The sequence below is a fragment of the Ferrovibrio terrae genome (assembly GCF_943372915.1).
Lineage (GTDB): Bacteria > Pseudomonadota > Alphaproteobacteria > Ferrovibrionales > Ferrovibrionaceae > Ferrovibrio > Ferrovibrio terrae_A.
Window position 1 is genome coordinate 1 of sequence record NZ_CALSAN010000006.1, and the last position, 18,337, is coordinate 18,337.

General features: G+C 62.8%; 16 protein-coding genes. 5 read left to right on the plus strand and 11 right to left on the minus strand.

All coding sequences use genetic code 11. The features are described from left to right. Positions 1-40: 40 nt before the first annotated feature. From AAG821_RS05730 to AAG821_RS05750, 5 genes are all read right to left on the minus strand, one after another. Positions 41-976 (minus strand): ABC transporter permease, encoded by a 936-nt coding sequence (locus AAG821_RS05730; protein ID WP_341894599.1) that lies wholly within the window; start codon positions 974-976, stop codon positions 41-43. Further along, positions 973-1,959 (minus strand): ABC transporter permease, encoded by a 987-nt coding sequence (locus AAG821_RS05735; protein ID WP_341911748.1) that lies wholly within the window; start codon positions 1,957-1,959, stop codon positions 973-975. Before AAG821_RS05735 ends, AAG821_RS05730 begins: the two co-directional genes overlap by 4 nt. Positions 1,960-2,026: 67 nt before the next feature. Further along, positions 2,027-3,646 carry an ABC transporter substrate-binding protein gene (locus AAG821_RS05740; protein ID WP_341911750.1) on the minus strand — a complete coding sequence of 540 codons (1,620 nt, stop codon included), beginning with the start codon at positions 3,644-3,646 and terminating at the stop codon, positions 2,027-2,029. A gap of 283 nt (positions 3,647-3,929) precedes the next feature. Next, positions 3,930-4,886 carry a succinylglutamate desuccinylase/aspartoacylase family protein gene (locus tag AAG821_RS05745; RefSeq protein ID WP_341911752.1) on the minus strand — a complete coding sequence of 319 codons (957 nt, stop codon included), beginning with the start codon at positions 4,884-4,886 and terminating at the stop codon, positions 3,930-3,932. Then, entirely contained in the window at positions 4,886-5,533 is a 648-nt protein-coding gene (locus tag AAG821_RS05750; RefSeq protein ID WP_341911755.1) for a LysE family translocator, read from the minus strand. The genes AAG821_RS05745 and AAG821_RS05750 overlap by 1 nt, the downstream gene beginning before the upstream one ends. A gap of 210 nt (positions 5,534-5,743) precedes the next feature. Here AAG821_RS05750 and AAG821_RS05755 point away from each other — a divergent pair, with 210 nt between their 5' ends. Continuing rightward, positions 5,744-6,403 (plus strand): pyridoxamine 5'-phosphate oxidase family protein, encoded by a 660-nt coding sequence (locus AAG821_RS05755; RefSeq protein ID WP_341911756.1) that lies wholly within the window; start codon positions 5,744-5,746, stop codon positions 6,401-6,403. Here the strand turns inward: AAG821_RS05755 and AAG821_RS05760 are convergent. From AAG821_RS05760 to AAG821_RS05775, 4 genes are all read right to left on the minus strand, one after another. Next, positions 6,376-7,851, minus strand: coding sequence for a PLP-dependent aminotransferase family protein (locus AAG821_RS05760; RefSeq protein WP_341911757.1), 1,476 nt, complete (start codon positions 7,849-7,851; stop codon positions 6,376-6,378). The genes AAG821_RS05755 and AAG821_RS05760 overlap by 28 nt on opposite strands. Positions 7,852-7,937: 86 nt before the next feature. Continuing rightward, positions 7,938-8,618, minus strand: a complete 681-nt coding sequence (locus tag AAG821_RS05765) for an NnrU family protein (RefSeq protein WP_341911758.1) — start codon at positions 8,616-8,618, stop codon at positions 7,938-7,940. After that, complete coding sequence (locus AAG821_RS05770; RefSeq protein ID WP_341911760.1) at positions 8,618-10,426, minus strand: tetratricopeptide repeat protein; 1,809 nt, start codon at positions 10,424-10,426, stop codon at positions 8,618-8,620. The genes AAG821_RS05765 and AAG821_RS05770 overlap by 1 nt, the downstream gene beginning before the upstream one ends. A 2-nt stretch (positions 10,427-10,428) precedes the next feature. Then, positions 10,429-10,692 carry a hypothetical protein gene (locus tag AAG821_RS05775; RefSeq protein ID WP_341911762.1) on the minus strand — a complete coding sequence of 88 codons (264 nt, stop codon included), beginning with the start codon at positions 10,690-10,692 and terminating at the stop codon, positions 10,429-10,431. A gap of 127 nt (positions 10,693-10,819) precedes the next feature. Between AAG821_RS05775 and AAG821_RS05780 the strand changes: the two genes are divergently transcribed. The 3 genes from AAG821_RS05780 to AAG821_RS05790 are packed head-to-tail and all read left to right on the plus strand — an operon-like array spanning position 10,820 to position 15,442. Beyond that, the gene (locus tag AAG821_RS05780; RefSeq protein ID WP_341911764.1) at positions 10,820-12,526 is read left to right on the plus strand and encodes an iron ABC transporter permease; all 1,707 of its coding nucleotides are present in this window, start codon (positions 10,820-10,822) and stop codon (positions 12,524-12,526) included. 44 nt (positions 12,527-12,570) lie between these two features. Continuing rightward, positions 12,571-14,127 carry a tetratricopeptide repeat protein gene (locus AAG821_RS05785; protein WP_341911766.1) on the plus strand — a complete coding sequence of 519 codons (1,557 nt, stop codon included), beginning with the start codon at positions 12,571-12,573 and terminating at the stop codon, positions 14,125-14,127. A 25-nt stretch (positions 14,128-14,152) separates the two neighbouring features. Further along, complete coding sequence (locus AAG821_RS05790; RefSeq protein ID WP_341911767.1) at positions 14,153-15,442, plus strand: hypothetical protein; 1,290 nt, start codon at positions 14,153-14,155, stop codon at positions 15,440-15,442. A 12-nt stretch (positions 15,443-15,454) separates the two neighbouring features. Here the strand turns inward: AAG821_RS05790 and AAG821_RS05795 are convergent, their stop codons facing one another. Together AAG821_RS05795 and AAG821_RS05800 are read right to left on the minus strand one after the other, a co-directional pair. Next, positions 15,455-15,742, minus strand: coding sequence for a hypothetical protein (locus AAG821_RS05795; RefSeq protein ID WP_341911768.1), 288 nt, complete (start codon positions 15,740-15,742; stop codon positions 15,455-15,457). A gap of 119 nt (positions 15,743-15,861) precedes the next feature. Next, on the minus strand, positions 15,862-16,923 hold the full coding sequence (locus AAG821_RS05800) for a Fe(3+) ABC transporter substrate-binding protein (protein ID WP_341911769.1): 1,062 nt from the start codon (positions 16,921-16,923) through the stop codon (positions 15,862-15,864). Between the two features lie 252 nt (positions 16,924-17,175). Between AAG821_RS05800 and AAG821_RS05805 the strand changes: the two genes are divergently transcribed. After that, on the plus strand, positions 17,176-18,333 hold the full coding sequence (locus AAG821_RS05805; RefSeq protein WP_341911770.1) for an acyltransferase: 1,158 nt from the start codon (positions 17,176-17,178) through the stop codon (positions 18,331-18,333). The last annotated feature ends 4 nt before the right edge of the window (positions 18,334-18,337 follow it).

The window sequence follows — 18,337 nt, forward strand, 5'->3', positions numbered from 1 at the left end:
AGGTTTTTGACTTCAAGCAGCTTCGGGCTGGTCATGTTACTCACCGGAGCTTCGGGTTGAGGGCATCGCGCAGCCAGTCGCCCAGCAGATTGACCGCGAGCACCAGAACAGCGAGGACGATGCCGGGGAAAATGGTAATCCACCATTCGCCGGAAAACAGGAAATCGTTGCCGATGCGGATCAGCGTGCCGAGCGAGGGCTCGGTCGGCGGCAGGCCGACGCCGAGGAAGCTGAGCGTCGCCTCGGTGATGATGGCGAGCGCCAGGTTGATGGTGGCAATCACCAGCACAGGGCCCAGCACGTTGGGCAGCACATGGCGAATGGCGATCAGCGGGCCGGGCAGGCCGATGACGCGCGCCGCCTGCACATACTCCTTGCTCTTCTCCACCAGCACCGAACCGCGCACGGTGCGGGCATACTGCACCCAGTAACTGAGCCCGATGGCGACGACCAGCACGGCCTCGGCGAAATCGGAATGCCGCGCCTGACCCAGAATGCCGCGCGACACACCATCCACCAGCAGGGCGATCAGGATCGCCGGGAAGGACAGCTGCACATCGGCGACCCGCATGATGAAGCTGTCGACCGCGCCGCCGAGATAACCGGCGACAAGGCCGAGCGTGATGCCGACCGTCATGGCAAAGATCACCGCCATGAAGCCGACGACGAGCGAAATGCGCGAGCCATACATGATGGTCGACAGCAGATCGCGGCCCTGGTCGTCGGTACCGAGCAGGTATTTCGCCTCGCCGCCGTCTTCCCAGGCCGGCGGCTTGAAGGCATCCGACAGCTCCAGCGAAGCCAGATCGAAGGGATTATGCGGCGCCAGATACGGCGCGCCGAAAGCGCCGATGATGAAAATCGCCGTGATCAGCGCCGACACCATGACCAGCTTGGAGCGGGTGAAGCTCCAGTAGATGTCGCTGTCAGACGCCTTGCGCCAGAAATCGATGACGCGTGCAGTGGGCAGCATCATTTCGCACCTGCCTTGGCGCCCGAGCTGCGCAGGCGGGGATCAACCACGAAATAGAGGATATCGACGATCAAGTTGATCATCACGAACAGCATGCCGATCGCCACCAGGTAGGCGGCCATGACCGGGATATCGACCGCCTGCACCGACTGCAGGAACAGCAGGCCGACGCCGGGCCAGGAGAACACCGTCTCGGTGATGATGGCAAAGGCGATGATCGAGCCGAGCTGCAGGCCGGTGATGGTGATGACCGGGACCAGGGTATTCTTCAGCGCATGGCCGAAATGCACCGCGCGGTTGGTCAGGCCGCGCGCGCGGGCGAATTTGATGTAGTCGGTACGCAGCACTTCCAGCATCTCCGAACGCACCAGCCGCATGATCAGGGTCATCTGGAACAGGCCGAGAGTGATGGATGGCAGGATGACCGCCTTCCAGCCGCTGACGGTAAGAAAACCGGTGCTCCACATGCCGAGCTTGACCACATCGCCGCGGCCGAAGCTGGGCAGCCAGCCGAGCAGCACGGCGAAGATCAGGATCAGCAGGATGCCGATCAGGAAGGTGGGCAGCGAGATGCCGATCAGCGACACCGTCATCATGCCGCGGCTGAGCCAGTGGCGTGGATACAGGCCTGAGAAAACGCCCATCGGGATGCCGACGCAGAGCGCGACGATCATGGCCACGACACTGAGTTCCAGCGTGGCGGGCAGGCGCTCGAGGATCATCTTGCCGACTGGCTCGGCGGTGCGATAGCTGAGGCCGAACTTGCCCTGCACGGCATTGCCGACGAAGCGAGCGAAACGGACGGGTGTGGGGTCGTCCAACCCCAGGCTCTTGCGCAGTTCAATCCGTTGCTCGGCGGGCAGATCCTGGCCAGCAATGATGGCGACCGGGTCGCCAACGTAGTTGAACATCGCAAAGGCAATGAAGGCCACCGCAAGCATAACAAGCGCGGCCTGCACCAAACGGCGAATGATAAACGCGATCATGGGGGCAATCTGGAAACGGAGGGCGGCCCGAGTGTCTGGCCCGGGCCGCCCATCACCAGTGTATGGCTTACTTCATCTTCACGAAGCGCAGCGGGAAGTAGTTATCCGAGAGCTGGACAAGGTCGACATTGTCCTTGGCAGCCCAGACCACGACCTGCTGATGCAGCGGAATGTAGGCGAAGTCGTCGAGATAGATCTTGGTGGCTTCCTTGATCATCGCGTCGCGCTTGGCCTTGTCGGTTTCCTGCTCGATCTTGTCGGCCAGCGCATCGAACGCCTTGTTCGAATAGCCGCCGGCATTGAACAGGCCCTTGCCCGATGCCTTCGACGGGGTCTGGATGAGCGACTCAAAGACGTTGTGCACGTCGTAAGTGGCGCCCGGCGACCAGCCCAGCATGTAGAAGGAGATCTGCGGCGACTTCTCAATGTCAGAGGCCGTGCGCAGGATCTGGGCGAAGTACTTGGCGCGGGTCTGCGCAACCAGGTTGATCTTGATGCCAACCTTGGCCAGCATCGCCACGGTCGCCTGGCAGATCGCTTCGTCGTTGACGTAGCGGTCGTTCGGGCAATCCATGCGGGTCTCGAAGCCATTCGGATAGCCGGCTTCCGCCAGCAGCTTCTTCGACATTTCCGGATCGAACTTCGGACGCAGATCGGCGGCCTGGTCGTAACCGTTCAGGCCGGTGCCGATCATCAGGGCGCTGGGGCGCGACTGGCCGCGCATGACGGTGCGCTTGATCGCCTCGACGTCGACGGCACGATAGAACGCTTCACGGACCCTCTTGTCCTTGAACGGGTTCTTGCCCTTGACGCTGGTATCCGGCAGTTCGTCGAGCTGCTGGTTGAAGCCCAGGAAGACGATGCGGGTTTCCGGCGCCTCGAGAACCTTGCGGCCCGCGGTACGCTTGATGCGATCGGTATCCTGCGGCGGCACGGTGTAGACCATGTCGACTTCACCTGACAGCAGGGCGGCGATGCGGGTGGCATCGTTGGCAACGCGCTGGAAGATCACCTCGGTGAGGTTATGCTCCGGCTTGTCCCACCAGGTCGGATTCGGCTCCAGGATGGTACGCACATCCGGTTCGCGCAGCTTGAGCTTGAACGGGCCCGTGCCATTCGAGTTGCGGGTGGCGAAGTTCTCTTCGTTCTTCGTCATGTCCGCGGTGAACTGGGCGTTGTTCTTCTCGGCCCAGGACTTCGACATGATGCCGATCTGCGACAGCTTGTCGTTCAGCAGCGGGTCGGGATACTTGGTCTCGATTTCCACAACGGTCTCGCTGACCTTGCGGACTTCCTTCACCGACACGAAGTTGCCGGCAACATTCGAGCCCTTGCCGGCAGCGCGGCCATAGGAGAACACCACGTCATCGGCGACGAAGGGTTCACCACCATGGAACTTCACGCCCTGGCGCAGCGTCCAGCGCCACACGGTCGGGCTCGGCATTTCCACCTTGGTGGCGAGCGCCGGCTCGAGCTTCAGGTTTTTGTCGCGACGGAACAGCCCCTCATACATGTTGAGGTTAAAGCTGAGCAGGAACGTCTCGTTGCGGGCATATGGGTCCATTGAGTTGACGTCACCGTCATTGGCCCACTTGAACGTCTTGGCCGCGGCCGGCTGTGCGCCGAGCAGAGCAACCGTGGCAACTGCTGCGACCAGCGTCGCCTTCAAGAACTTGCTTCTTTGCATCGTCCCCTATTCCTTCTCCCAAACGGTGATATCAGCCCGTATTTTTCAGGCCGTAAGCTGACAAGTCCGCCCCCGCGGTCCTTGCAGCGCTGCCGGATCATAGGCGGCCAGACGTATATACGTCTACACCTGACTGTAAAAACATCATGGCCAAAAAACTGCCCCAGTGCCTGCCGTTAAGGCAGCCGATACTGGGGTGGAACAGCAAGGTTAATCGGACCAATTCCGCGCAGATTGGTCCGTGTTTTTGTTGCTGCCGTCTTGGCGATTCTTGCGTCGGCAACTACTGCAGGCGTCGTGCCAGCGAGACCACGTCCCTGCCCTTCACGATCCGGCGAGCCGGCATCACGATGGTGCAACCTTCGGCCGGCGCGCGGATTTCCTCGGTGCCATCGGTGGCAATCAGGGCACCGCCCGGCAGGTCTTCAAAGCCGATGAAATTGGCGGCGAAATGGAACTGGTCCGTCTTCGCCACTTTCACGTCGGTGACCTCGTAGCGCTTGGCCGGACCTGACTCGGGTTTGTATTGCGCTGCGAGATCGGCGGGGATCAGGCCGTAGAAATCGAGGAAGCGCATGGTGATCGAGATCGCGATCTCGCCGCTGCTGCGCGCAAAATGCTGACCACACTCAACCACTACTGCAAGCGGACTGGCATCGGGCCTGCCGAAAGCATCGTACTGGATCAGCGGTCGGCCGGGATGCTTCACGCCGGGCAGGATCACATGATGCAGGGGCGAGTGCAGGAAGCGCGTCAGCGGGTCGAGCTTGGCATGCGGCTCGTAGATCAGCATCGACGGCACCGCATAGGATGTCGAGTGCAGATCCAGCAGACCATCCGCCTCGGCATAGATATGGCGTAGCGCGCGGGCACGCTTCACATCCACGGTGGCATCCGGTCCTTCCAGCGTGTCGGCATCCCACACACGGTTGAAATCACGCTCGACGTAACGCGATTCAAACGGCTTGGCCGGATCGAAACGGTGATAGGCGTCGATATTGGCAAACGCCACGGTCAGCTTGCCGCGCACGGGCCGGATGCCCTGCTCCAGCAGATGGGTGACCGCGATCATGCCGCAGAATTCATTGCCATGGGTCAGACCATTGATGATCACATGCGGACCGGGACGGCCAGAGTCGAAGGTATGAACATACTCGACGCCGCGATTGCCAACGCGATACTGCGACAGATCCTTTGGCATCACTTCGATGGGCGGCAAATCCTGATGCTGATCCGTCATCACAATCCTCTGTTGAGCAAAATACTGCCGAAGCCATACAGGCCGAAGCCGAGCATGAGCAGTCCGGACAGTCCATTGATCCATTTCAGCCCGCCATTGCCAAGGCGTTGGCGGAATGCGCCGGCCAATCCGGCCAGCGACAGCCACCAGACCGAGGAGCCGGCGAAGACGCCCAGCACCAGCCACGCCGCCATGTCATGCGACAGGCCGAAGGACCCGATACCGAAAAAGGCGAAGATCCCGAGAAAAGCCACGATGGTGATCGGATTGGTCGCGGTCAGGATAAAGGTGGAAACAAAGCAGGCGATCGGCCTTTCGGTATAGCTGCCCGCCACAACCACCGCCGGCGCGGGATGCAGGGCGGCACGCAGCATGCGCCAGGCCATGAACAGCAGGAAAAGGCCGCCGCCGACACGGAACAGCGTTTCATGCGCCTGCAGCCAACCAGAGATCAGGCTGAGGCCGAAAGCGGCAATACAGCCATAGGCGGCGTCGGCAACGGCCGCCCCGAGACCTGACATCAGTCCCGCCACGCGGCCTTGCTGCAGGGTCCGTTGCACGCAGAGCACGCCCACAGGCCCGACCGGCGCAGCGATGATAAAGCCCGCCACAAGGCCCTTGCCCAGCATCAGCAGGGTGTCCCACACCGTGTCCGCACTCCGAAAGCTTGTTCAATCAAAGGCCTGCCGGCGGCGGCAGGCTGCAGAAACCGTCTGCGCCTGTAGCACGCCACCAATAACGGCGCAAACCGCAGCCAAACTTACTGGACCCATAAATATTATGAAAACTGGAACTTATTCAGGGTCCGCTTTCAGGCTATCCGCTGGGGTACAAGGAGTTGCCCCATGAACGCCCCCATGACCCCGCCCCCTGTCAAACCCGCCAGTGCCCGCACCCGGGTGAAGCGCCTGCCCAATCGCGGCCATTACGACACCGCCACCCTGCATGCGGTGCTGGATGCCGGCTATGTCTGCCATATTGCCTTCTCCGACAAGGACAAGCCGATCGTGATTCCCACCGCCTACTGGCGCGAGGGCGATCATCTCTACATTCATGGCTCCACCAAGAGCCGCATGGCGATGGCCCTGGCCAGCGGCATCCCGGCCTGTGTCGCCATCACCCTGCTGGACGGGCTGGTGTTTGCGCGCACGTCCTTCAATCATTCGATGAACTACCGCTCGGTGGTTGCCTTCGGTCAGTTCGAGAAGGTGCCCGACGATCACAAGCTGGCGTCGCTGGAAGCCTTCACCCAACGGATCGCGCCGGGCCGCTGGGCTGAAATCCGCGGCCCGAACAAGCAGGAGTTCAAGGCCACCATGGTGCTGCGCATGCCGCTGACCGAGGCGGCCGTGAAAATCCGCAGCGGCCCACCGAAGGACGACCCGGAGGATATGGGGATTCCGGCCTGGACCGGCGTGATACCCTTCCGCCAGGGCTTCGATGCCCCGCTGCCCGATCCCCAGATGAAAGCCGGCATCACTCTGCCGGGCTATCTCAAGGCTTTCGCCAAACGCTGAGCCGCGGCTTCCAGCTCGGCTTCGGGGAAACCCGCAAAGCCGAGCAGAAACCCGCTGACCGGCCGGCTGATGGCATAGCGCGACAGTGGCGTAACGCGAAGACCGGCAGCATTGGCGGCCAGTGCGGCGGCGCGGTCATCCCGGCCGTCGCGGAGTTCCGCCGCCAGGTGAAGTCCGGCTTCCGAAGCCCGGATATCGAACAGATCGCCGGCATGGCGTTGCAGGGCAGTCAGCAGCGCGGCACGGCGGCGGCGGTAGAGCACGCGCATGCGGCGCACATGCTGGGCCAGATGCCCCTCGGCGATGAAACCGGCCAGCGTGGCCTGGGACCAGGGCGGGGCGAAGCCGTCGGCGGTCGCCTTGAGGCGCAGGAAACCCTCCACCAGCGGTTCCGGCAGCACGACGTAGCCGAGCCGCAGACCGGGAAACAGCACCTTGCTGAAGGTGCCGACATAGAGCACGCGATCGGCGCCATCCAGGCCCTGCAGGGCCTGAAGCGGCGGACCGCTGTAGCGGAACTCGCAGTCGTAGTCGTCCTCAACGATCCACAGGCCGCGTGCCCGCGCCTCGGCCAGCAGGGCCAGGCGGCGGCTGAGCGGCAGGGTCATGCCGAGCGGGAACTGGTGCGAGGGCGTCAGCATCACCAGCTTGGGCGCCGGCTGCAGCCTGGCCAGCGCCGCCGGATCGAACCCCTGCTCGTCGACCGGTACCGGCAGCAGCCGGGCGCCGACACCGGCCAGGGCCTCGCGCATGCCGACATAGCCGGGATCCTCCACCGCCACCGCATCGCCGGGATCGAGCAGCAGGCGGCCGATCAGATCGAGGGCCTGCTGCGCCCCGGAAACGATGGCAATGGTGTCGGGCGTGCAGGCTACGCCCCGCGTCTCGGCCAGATAACCGGCCAGCACCTGCCGCAGCTCGGGCAGCCCCTGTGCCGGACCGGCGCCGAGCAGCCTTTCGCCCGTCCGCCGCAGGCTCTGGTTGGCCAGCCGCCGCCACAGGTCGAGGGGAAATTCATCCAGCGCCAGGGGGCCGGTGGCAAAGGGGCGTGCCGGCGAGGGCTCGCCTTCTGCGTGCAATGCTGCGAAGCGGTCCGACCGGCGGGACAAGGCCGGGGTATGGGCTGCGCGGCCGGCCGGCGGCGGCAGGATGCCCTCGACGGGCAAGTCGCGGGCGACGAACAGTCCGGCGCCCCGGCGGGCTTCCAGATAGCCCTCGGACGCCAGACGCTCCATGGCGACAATCACGGTATTGCGGCCGAGCCCCAGGTCGGCAGCCAACGCCCGGCTGGACGGCAGCCGCTCGCCGGCCGCCAGTTCGCCAGCCAGCACTGCCTGGCGGATAGCGGTATAAAGCTGCTCCTGCAGACTGGAACCGCCCCGTGTCCCATCACCAGCGCGGGCCGGCCGGAACCAGCCAATGAAACGTCCCGCTGCCCGACGCGCCATCAGATCCAATCTTTTAAATTAAAATTATAATTTAAATTATTATTATAATTACATTTTTTATATTCCATTACCAAAAAACTCCAGCTTCAAGGGTGGAGAGCCGGAGTTCCGAACAGCATCTCATGCGCCCACAAGATTAAGCCATAAAGCACTGCTGAAACTAGAATATTGCCCATTCCGACATCCTGCCAGCGCAGTCGCACGCGGCCCTGCAGCACCGCGGCCAGCGGCATGATCGAGGTTCTTTCGATAAACCTTTGCCATTCCTCGCCAAACTGGGCTGCCCGTTTGCGGTCGATCGAATACATCCCGTTCACCGCGGTGACCAGGATCGCGCCGGCCAAGAGCCAGTGGGCCAGGTCACCATTGGCGATCATGTGAGACACCGCCCACAGGCTGAACGCCCAGAGCATCGGATGCCGGGTGATGCGGGTGAAGCCACGCACCGGCAGAGGTCCCTTCAGCACCATGTCGGGGCCCGCCAAGGTGGGGCTGCTGGGTCGCAGGCTGCCAACCAGTAGCAGAAGAGCGATCGGCATCACCAAGAGCGGCGCCAAAGCAACCACAGACGTGGTCGGCCAGAATTCGATATAAGGCGCCTCGCGATAGGTCCAGATCAGCAGACCAAGGCTGCCCGCACTCAAGACCGAGAACAACCCTCGGTAGGCAGGCAAGCCCAGCCGGCTGACCAGCCGGGGCCGCAGTGGGCCGGCCAGGACCAGGTGCAGCAGCACCCAGCCCAGAGCGGCAGCAGCGAGTGCAATCATCACTCATCCTCCCTTTCGCGCTTGATCGCCGCGGCAAGGCGCCGGGCGGTCTGCGCAGCACGGTCCAGGTCCGCCGGCGGCAGTCGGCTTTCAATGTAGCGGCGGTTCCCCCCTGCCTCGGCAATGCCGAATTCCTCGGCCAGCCGCAGGTAGGCCCAGGCCTGCACCGGATCGGCCGGCCGGCCATCACCCTGGAAAGTCATGTCGCCCAGCACAAAGAGTGCCTCGGGGTGGCCCTGGGCGGCGGCCCGTGCGAGCCAGCGCTGAGCGGCTGCAGGGTCGGCCGCACCGCCATCGCCAGCCGACAGCACCCGGGCATACTGGAACTGCGCGTCCGCGTTGCCGCGCTCGGCGCCGGCACCATACCAGCGCCGCGCCGCCACCGGATCGGCCGGCACGCCCTCGCCGGCCTCGAGATAAGCGGCGTATTTGAAGGCGGCGGCGGCATGGCCATTCTCGGCAGCGCGGCGGAACCAGCTGATCGCCGCCGGCAGATCCTTGGGCGTACCCTGCCAGCCCTGTTCCTGCCACAGCGCCCAACGAAACTGCGACGGAGCGTACCCCTGTTCGGCCTGTGCCGAGATCAGCTTGCGGGCGCGCACCGCATCGGCCGGTCGGCCACGACCGCTGGCCAGGTAAGTGGCGAAATTGTTCACCGCGGCACCCTGCCCCGCTGCCGCAGCCTTTTCCCACCAGTCCATCGCGGTCTTCTGGTCAGCCGGGACGCCATCGCCGTTAAACAGCAGGGAGGCCAGCATGTTCTGCGCATCGGCCGATCCGGCCTCGGCGGCAACGCGCAGATAGGGCAGCGCCCCGGGCCGGTCGCGTGGTCCGCCCTCGGCACGATACAGCATGCGCCCCACCATCGCCGCCGCAGGCACATGGCCCATCTGGGCGGCGCGCAACGCGGTCTGCCGGGCCTGCACCAGATCGGGCTGGCCAAGCACGCCATCTTCCTGCAGCTGGGCCAGATTGAACCAGCCATTGGCTTCGCCCAACTCACCAGCACGGGCAAACAGGACAGCCGCCTGCTTCGGGTCGCGCGTCATGCCAGTGCCGGTCAGGTAATAGCGGGCCAGCTCGTTGACGCCTTCGGCCAGGCCGGCATTGGCAGCACGCTGCGCCAGTGCCAGACCCCGTGCCGCCTCGACCTCGTTACGCCCCTCCAAGATCAGATAGGCAAGATAGGCCTGCGCATAAGGAATGCCGCCTGCGGCCGCCTCATCCAGCAGAGCCCGACCGCGCGCCAGGTCGGCCGGCAACAGATCGCCCTCAATCAGGAAACGACCGAGCCGATAGCGGGCATTCATAGCGCCCGCCGCCACGGCGCGTTCCAGCAGGGCCATCGCCTGTGCCTGCTCGGCCGGACGATAGGCGAGGATCAGTTCAGCCAGGTTGGCCCAGGCCGCCGCCTCACCACGCTCGCCGGCCCGGCGCAGCGCCTGTTCCGCCGCCACCGGATCGGCCGGTCCACCGGCGCCCACCGCCTGCATGAAGCCGAGACTGGCCAGCGCGCGGGGATGATCCTGCGCCGCGGCCTTGGCAAACCACGCCCGGGCCGTCGCATCATCCCGCCGTGTACCGATGGAAAACTGGAAGGCGAGGCCAACCTGATACTGCGCCTCGGCCTCACCGGCTTCGGCCCGCTGCAGCAGGGCCGGCAGGCTGTCGACCGGGGCCGCAGAGGGGGCCTGTGGAGCGGAAAAGCGATCGCTGGGCCGCGCCAGAAGCTGAGGAGAAACCACTACGGCCAGGACAGAAACGGACATCGCCAGCAGGCTGGCGCGACGAAACAAACTCAAACGCATGCTCAATGCCTAATATCGAAAAGGGCGCGCCCCTGGGGCGTCAGTTTGCAGACCAGCCAGTCCGGTTTGATCGGGTTTTCAAACCACGGCTCGGCCCAGCCAGCCTTGATGCAGGATTCAATCGTATGGGTGCTGATCTGCTGGCCGTGTTCATCGAACAGCGGCAGCTTGCCGCCGGGCTGACGCAGACCGCGGCGCAGATAGCGCAGCTGTGCATCCGATGGCTTGCCCTGGTTCATGCGGACGAACCGGCTCGTATCGCCCATCGCCCCCTCCTGCTTTGGCCCATCAGCATAGGTTACCCGAGGGCCGGGCAGCAATCGCCCAATCAGGCATTCCACAGGGCGCTCCGGGGCATTTGCGAACGGCTTTCATATGGCTTATGGAGAGCCAGTGACCGACTCCGCCGCGCCAATCCTGGAACATTCGAGGCCAATGCCGCGCCTGCGTGGCCGCCATGGGCTGGTGTGGCTGGTATTTGCCTGCCTGGTCGCCCTGGTCATTGCCGCCCCGGTTTTTGCCATTCTGGTCAACCTCGCCCGGCCCGCAACAGAGGTCTGGCAGCACCTGATTTCCACCGTGCTGCCCGAGATGCTGCTGAACACAGTGCTGCTGATGATCGGGGTCGGGCTGGGCGCCATGGCGGTTGGCACCGGCTGTGCCTGGCTGGTCACCATGACCGAATTTCCCGGCCGGCGTCTGCTGTCCTGGGCGCTGTTCCTGCCACTGGCAATGCCGGCCTATGTGAGCGCTTTCATATACAGCGACCTGCTGCAATTCGCCGGCCCGGTGCAAACCGGCTTGCGGCGGCTGTTCGGCTGGCAGCGCGGCGATTACTGGTTTCCCGATTTCATGTCGCTGCAGGGCGCCATCGCACTCTTCATCTTCAGCTTCTATCCTTACGTCTTCATGCTGGCCCGCGCCGCCTTCCTTGACCAGTCGGTCTGCGTGCTGGAAGTTGGCCGCACGCTTGGCCTGGGGCCATGGGCCCGCTTTCGCCGCATCGCGCTGCCACTGGCGAGACCGATGATCGCCGGCGGTGTCGCCCTGGTGCTGATGGAAACGCTGGCCGATTTCGGTGCCGTCAGCTGGCTCGGCGTTCCTACCTTTACCACCGCGATCTATCGCACCTGGTTCGGCATGGGCGATGTCACTGCCGCGGCACAGCTCGCCGCCATGCTCCTGATCTTCGTGCTTGCCGTCGTCATGCTCGAACGCGCCGGCCGGCAGGCCAAACGCTTCCATCACACCTCGGCACGCACAAGGCCGTTGCCGCTGCGCCCATTGTCGGCACCGACCGCCACGCTCGCGATCCTGGCCTGCGCCCTGCCGATCCTGATCGGCTTTGCCCTGCCCGGCGGCTGGCTGCTGCATCTGGCCCTCAATGAGGGCGATGGCTTCAGTATCAGCCGCCTCGCCGGCTTTGCTGCCAACAGTTTCGTTCTGGCGGGCATCGCCGCGGTGATCCTGATCGCAGTAGCGCTGGGCCTGGCTTATACCCATCGCCTGGTCCCAAGCCGCTTGGGCAACTGGATGATCCGCCTGGCCACCATGGGCTATGCGGTGCCCGGCTCCGTCATTGCCATCGGCGTGGTGCTGCCGCTGGCCGCCGTCGACCATGCCCTGAACGCACTGACTGGTTCCCTGTTCGGCAAGGGCCCCGGACTTCTGCTGAGCGGCACCGTGATCGCCCTGTTCTATGCCTATCTGGTGCGGTTCCTGGCGGTGGCCTTCAATACAGTGGATGGCGGCCTGCACCGAATCAGACCCAGCCTGGATCAGGCCGCCCGGGTACTGGGCGAAACCCCGCTGGGCGTGATCCGCCGGGTCCATGCGCCCCTGCTGCGCGGCAGCCTGCTGACCGCGGCCATGCTGGTTTTCGTCGATGTATTGAAGGAATTGCCGGCCACAATGATCGTGCGACCCTTTGATTTCGATACCCTGGCGGTTCGGGTCTACCAGCTAGCCAGCGACGAACGGCTGGCCGAGGCATCGACCGGCGCCCTGATCATTGTGGCGGTGAGCCTCATTCCCGTAATCTGGCTGCATCATGTGGTGGCACGATCGCGTCCCGGCGAAAGTGAAACCGACGCAGCGTAACCCGCCGGACAGACCGGGCCGGCGGCAGGCAGGATTTTAGGATTATGGCGAATTCAGTCAGCGACATGCTTCTGCAGCAGGCCGGCATCGGCACCAATACCGATCCGGTCGCCGCCGCCAATGCCCTGGCTGGCCAGGGCGACCTCGATGGCGCGCAGCGCATCCTGCAGGATGTGCTGAAGCGTCTGCCCAGTCATGTGGAGGCCTGGTTCCGCCTCGGCCAGATTCATGCCCAGCGCGATGAGTTCAAGCCTGCCGTGCAGGCCTTCAAACGCGTGATCGGTCTGGCGCCAACAGCACCGGAAGGCTACGTGCATCTGGGCAACGCCTATCTGCGTAACGGACGCACCAACCAGGCCCTGCAGGCCTATCGCGATGGTCTGCTGTCAAACCCGACCTATGCCCTGCTGCATTTCAATGTCGGCGTCGCGCTCAAGCAGACCGGCGATCTGGCCGGCGCCATCGAGAGCTATCAGGCCGCGCTGAGCTTCAACCCCTCCTATGCGCAGGCCTATTTCAGCCTGGGCAACGCCTATCGCGAAAACAATCAGCTGCAGGAAGCCGAAGACACCTACCGCCAGGCCCTCGCGCTGCAGCCCAATTATGCGGCGGCGCATGTCAATCTGGCCGGCCTGCTGACGATGCGGGAAGATTACCCCGCCGCAGCCGAAGCAGCCTTTGCCGCACTGCAGCTGTCGCCCGACCAACCCGATGCGCTGCGTACCCTGTCGCTGTCACTGCACAAGATTGGCCGCTATGCCGAGGGCGCCGAGATTGCCGCCCGCGCGCTGGTCGTTTCGCCCAACGACACCATGCTGCAATACCATATGGGCGAGATGCTTTACGGCCTGGTACGCAACGGCGAAACCGCCAAGGCGCGGGAATATGCCGAACGCTGGAAAGCCGCCTTCCCCAATGATTCAGTGGCACAGCATATGGCTGCTGCGGTGCTGGGCGGCCAGGTGCCCGAGCGCGCCGGCGACGGCTATGTGCGCGAGACCTTCGACCGCTTCGCCAACGATTTCGAGAAAGTGCTGGGCGGCCTGGGCTATCGCGTGCCGGAACTGCTCTGCACGGCCATCACGGATCAGTTGGCCGGGCGGACGGGTCTGACCGTGCTCGATGCCGGCTGCGGCACCGGGCTCTGCGCACCGTTCCTGCGGTCGGTATCGAAGACCCTGGTGGGCGTGGATCTCAGCGGCGGCATGCTGGCCAAGGCACAGGAGCGCAAGATTTACGATGCGCTGCATGAGGCTGAACTGGGCGCCTTCCTCGCGGCAACACAGGACCGTTACGACATCATCGTTGCCGCCGACGTCTTCTGTTATTTCGGCGCCCTGGCCCCGAGCTTCACTACGCTGGCCGCCAGGACCGCGCCGCAGGGCCTGTTCGGGTTCACCGTCGAGGCCATGCCGTTTGATGCCGGCAGCAACGATGGCTATCGCCTTGGCCCCACCGGGCGCTACCAGCATGATGCCGGCTACGTGAAGGGCGCACTGCAGCAGGCCGGTTTCACCGTGATCAGCTTCGAAGATACCCATGGCCGCGAGGAAATGGGCCAGCCGGTGCCCTGTTTCATGGTGCTTGCCAAGCATGGCTGATCCGGTCTGAGTGATGCGGGTGCGCTTGCTGTTGCTGGTAGCCATTGGCGCCATGGCGCTGGTTGGCGGCATTGTCATTAATACCCTGCAGCCGGAATGGAGCCGCAAGCCGACCGTGACCGCCAGCCCGCAGACCCCGATCCACTACCGCTACATTCCCAATTACATTCCGGTATCGCCCTACAAGCGCGATATGAACGGACGCTTCCGCGTGGAACTGCAGACCCTGCGCGACCAGGTGATGGCGCTGCATCGCGATGGCCATGAACCGCTCTGCTCGACCCAGATCATGGGCGAGGCGCGCGACATGATGAATTACACCAACAATATCGAAGGCGTTCGCGCGCGGCTGGACGATTTGCGCGCCAGCCTGGCCGATCCGGACCAGGACCACGCCTTCAAGCAGTCGCCGGAGGACGGCTCCTGGGGCGGATGTTACAAGTCGTGGTATCTGCGGCTCGATGCCAGCGTCGATCCGCTGAAGGAGCTGGTCGAGGCCGGCAAGACACCGGAATACCCGCTGCACTTCTTCGAGCCGGTCAACACGCCGGAAAAGATGCGCAAATACCTTGAGGGTCTGCTGGTCTCCGATGTGAAGGCCACCGGCATCGATAACCGCAAGGAACTGAACTACGCCATCACCAGCCTGGCGCAGCTGCTGTTCAAGCCGAAGGTGGCTGCGCTGTTGCCCGCCGGTACGCCGGTGGTGGAACTGGCCACAACCCTGAACGACTTCCTCGACAAGACGGCACAGAATCCCGAAACCGGTTTCTGGGGCGCCTGGTACATGATCGATGGCGAACTGAAAAAGACCAACGATCTCAGCATCACCTTCCATGCCATCAGCTACCGGCCCAACGACCCGCCGCATATGCGCGAACTGGCCGATACGCTGTTTGCCATCCGCACCAGCCGCTATCCGTATGGCTGGCGCGACCAGGGCAAGCAGAACAACCATCATGCCTACGATGTCGCGCGCCTGCTACGCCGCGCCTGGCCCTATATGACGGCCGAGCAGAAGTCGCGTGCCACGGCAGAGCTGACCATCATGGTCGCGCGCTCGCTCAACGTGTCGATCCGGCCGGACGGCCATTTCGATGACGAGCCCTATGCCAGTCCGGCCGAGGCGTATTATTTCGGCGTGTCGTTCCTCGACGAGGTTGGATTCTTCCGCGCCAGCCGTCGGTTCTGGACGCCGCTGGAAGTGAGCGATTCCGAGTCATTGCGCAGCGTGATACGACAGCACTTGCTGAAAATGGATCAGCGCAATGCGATGGTCACCGCCGCCCTACGCAAGCTGAACGCCGAAGACTGAGGCGGTCCGGCATCAGTTGCGCGGTGCAGCCTGCCGCGCAAAATCCTTCACCCGCACATCCAGCGTGTTGAGTCGGCCGTTCATTTCAGCCAGATCCCCGGCAATGATTTCGGTATCGGTTGCCAGTGAGGCCACCATGTTAACCGTCGCCGCCGTCACCTTGTCGATGCTGGTATTGATGGCCTGGAAATCGCCCTGCTGCCCGCGGGCCGCATGCAGTCCGCCGATATAGCCCCCGATCAGGCCGCCGCCGAATGAAAACGACAGCAGTGCGGCGAGCGTGATTACGGTTCGGGTCATGACGGTCCTCCGGAAGAATCGGACCGCAGTTTATCCGATCCCCTGTTCCGTGCCACCGGCAACGGAAAAGGGCGGGGTTTCCCCCGCCCTTCTGTCCGGTGCAGTTTCGGCCAGACCGGTTACTTCCAGCCAGCCCGATCCATCAGCTTCAGCGCATCTTCGTTGTTGCGACCGAAGACGGCGGCATTGATCTGGTCTTCCTTGAACTCCGCCCAAGAGGCGATCACCGGGTGCAGCGGCACATTGGCGATCACCGGGAATTCGTAGTTGCCCTTGGCGAAGTAATTCTGCGCTTCGGCAGAGGCGAGATACTCGAGGAACTTGATCGCATTCGCCTTGTTCGGCGCGTATTTGGCCACGCCGGCACCGCTGACATTCACATGGGTGCCGCGATCGCCCTGGTTGGGGAAGATCACCGCCAGTTTGGCCACCACGGCCTTATCCTCCGGCTTGGCTGAATTCAGCAGGCGCGCGAAATAATAGGTGTTCGACAGCGCTACGTCGCCCTCACCGGCCGCCACCGCCTTGATCTGGTCGGTGTCGCCACCCTTCGGCGCGCGGGCGAAATTCTCCACCACATGCCTGGCCCAGACCTCGGTTGCCGGTGCCCCCAGCGTGGCAATCATCGAGCCGACGATCGACTGGTTGTACACGTTGGTGGACGAGCGGATCAGCAGGCGGCCCTTCCACTTCGGATCGGCCAGATCCTCATAGCGGGTCAGCTCGCCCGACTTCACCTTGTCCTTGTTCACCACGAAGACGCGCGCGCGTTTCGAGAAGCCGAACCAGTATCCCTCGGCTTCGCGCAGATGCGCCGGGATCGCCTTTTCCAGTACGGCCGACTTGGTCGGCTGCAGCAGGCCATTCTGCTGCGCGCGCCAGAGCCGCCCGGCATCCACCGTGATCAGCACGTCGGCCGGGCTCTTGTCGCCTTCGGCGCGCATGCGCTGCAGCAGCTGATCCTCACCGGCTTCGATCCGGTTGATCTTGATGCCGGTCTTCTTGGTGAAGGTCTCGTACAGCGCCTCGTCGGTGTCGTAGTGGCGCGAGGAATACAGATTCACCACCTTGTCCTGGGCCGTGGCAACCTGCGGCAGACCGAACACCGTGCTGGCCGCGAGCGCTCCCAACAGCACCAGGCGGCGCGAAGTTGTGGCGGAAATGGTGGTTTGCCGGCGCATATGATCCTCCAAAACGGGCTCTTGATAATGACTTTCACTCAAATTAGCACCAGCCCAGCCTGGCTGCAAGTGAGAGTAAAACTCACATAAATTTTATCCGCTCATCGCAACCATCAGCTGTCAAACCCGCCATAGACGCCACGGGCAAGCCCTCCAGTCCCGCCCCGACCAGCGCTTGATGGATCCAGGTATGGCCATTACAGGAAAGGATGAGGCCGCAAAAAACGGCTGATCAACCCGGGTGTCATCGCTGTGTTGTCCAAAGTAAATCCCGAGCCACTCGACTATCTTCTGATCCTGCGCGGTATCGCAATCATCGGTGTCTTGCTTGGCCACGCATTTGGCATAGGAGAATACAGTCTCGGAACCTTCATCTCGCAGAGCACTGTGGGGGTATTCATACATGGGAACCAGCATAAGAATTCTATTCTGGACGCACTCTTTGTCCTGACTCCATTGCTGGGTACAAACTTTGTTATTCTGTTCTTTGTGCAGAGTGGCTACCTCATGGGAAAGGTGTTTCACGAGGCCCGCTACGATGTCTCCAAGCATGGCATCGCTGCATTCTACAAGAATCGCTACTATCGGCTGGCGCCTCTTCTGTACTTCAATCTGGCAATATGCATTGGCCTGTATGGCGCTTCAGTCTTGTCGCTAAAAACTCTGCTGGGCGACCTGTTCTTCGTGAATAATTTTACGGGCCGCAGCATCAATCTTGTGACATGGTCACTGTCACACGAAATGCAATATTACCTTGTCGCACCCTTCGTGTTCTGGGCGTTTGGGCATCGACGGTTTGGTCTTCCCTTGTGTCTGGTGGCCATCGCGGCAGCATGGTGGCTCACCTCAACATGGCGGCATGGCGAATACTTCCAGTATGTCTATGCTTTCTTAGCCGGATACGCCGTCAACCTAGTCATCCGACTTCGGTCATTTCAGGTGAATGAAGGCCTAAAGCTGACCGCACTCTTCAGCGGGGCCTTAGTTATTCATCTGTTTTACAATTGGCTTGAATTGAACGGTCAGCGATCCTATGCACAATTCATCGTCGTGATAGCATCCGTCGCCACCGTATACGTGGTCGAATGTCGATCTGAAGACACTCTCGGCGCTCGATATCGTCTCTATCGGCATGCCGCCAGGTTCATGATGCTCACCGGCGCGATTTCATATAGCCTTTATCTTTGGCATTACCCACTCATCATGAGTCGGACTGGGCAATTCGCAGTCTGGACAGAACACATTGCCGAGCGCATTGGTATTGTCACTCACTGGAACAAAGTGCTCCTGTTCCACTCGATTCAATTGGGATTTATCCTGCCTCTAGCCTATGCAATCTCTATCGCCACGTTCACACTTCTGGAGCGAAAATTCCGCCCAAATCTGTACAAAAGCGTTGCCGGAAATTAACCGT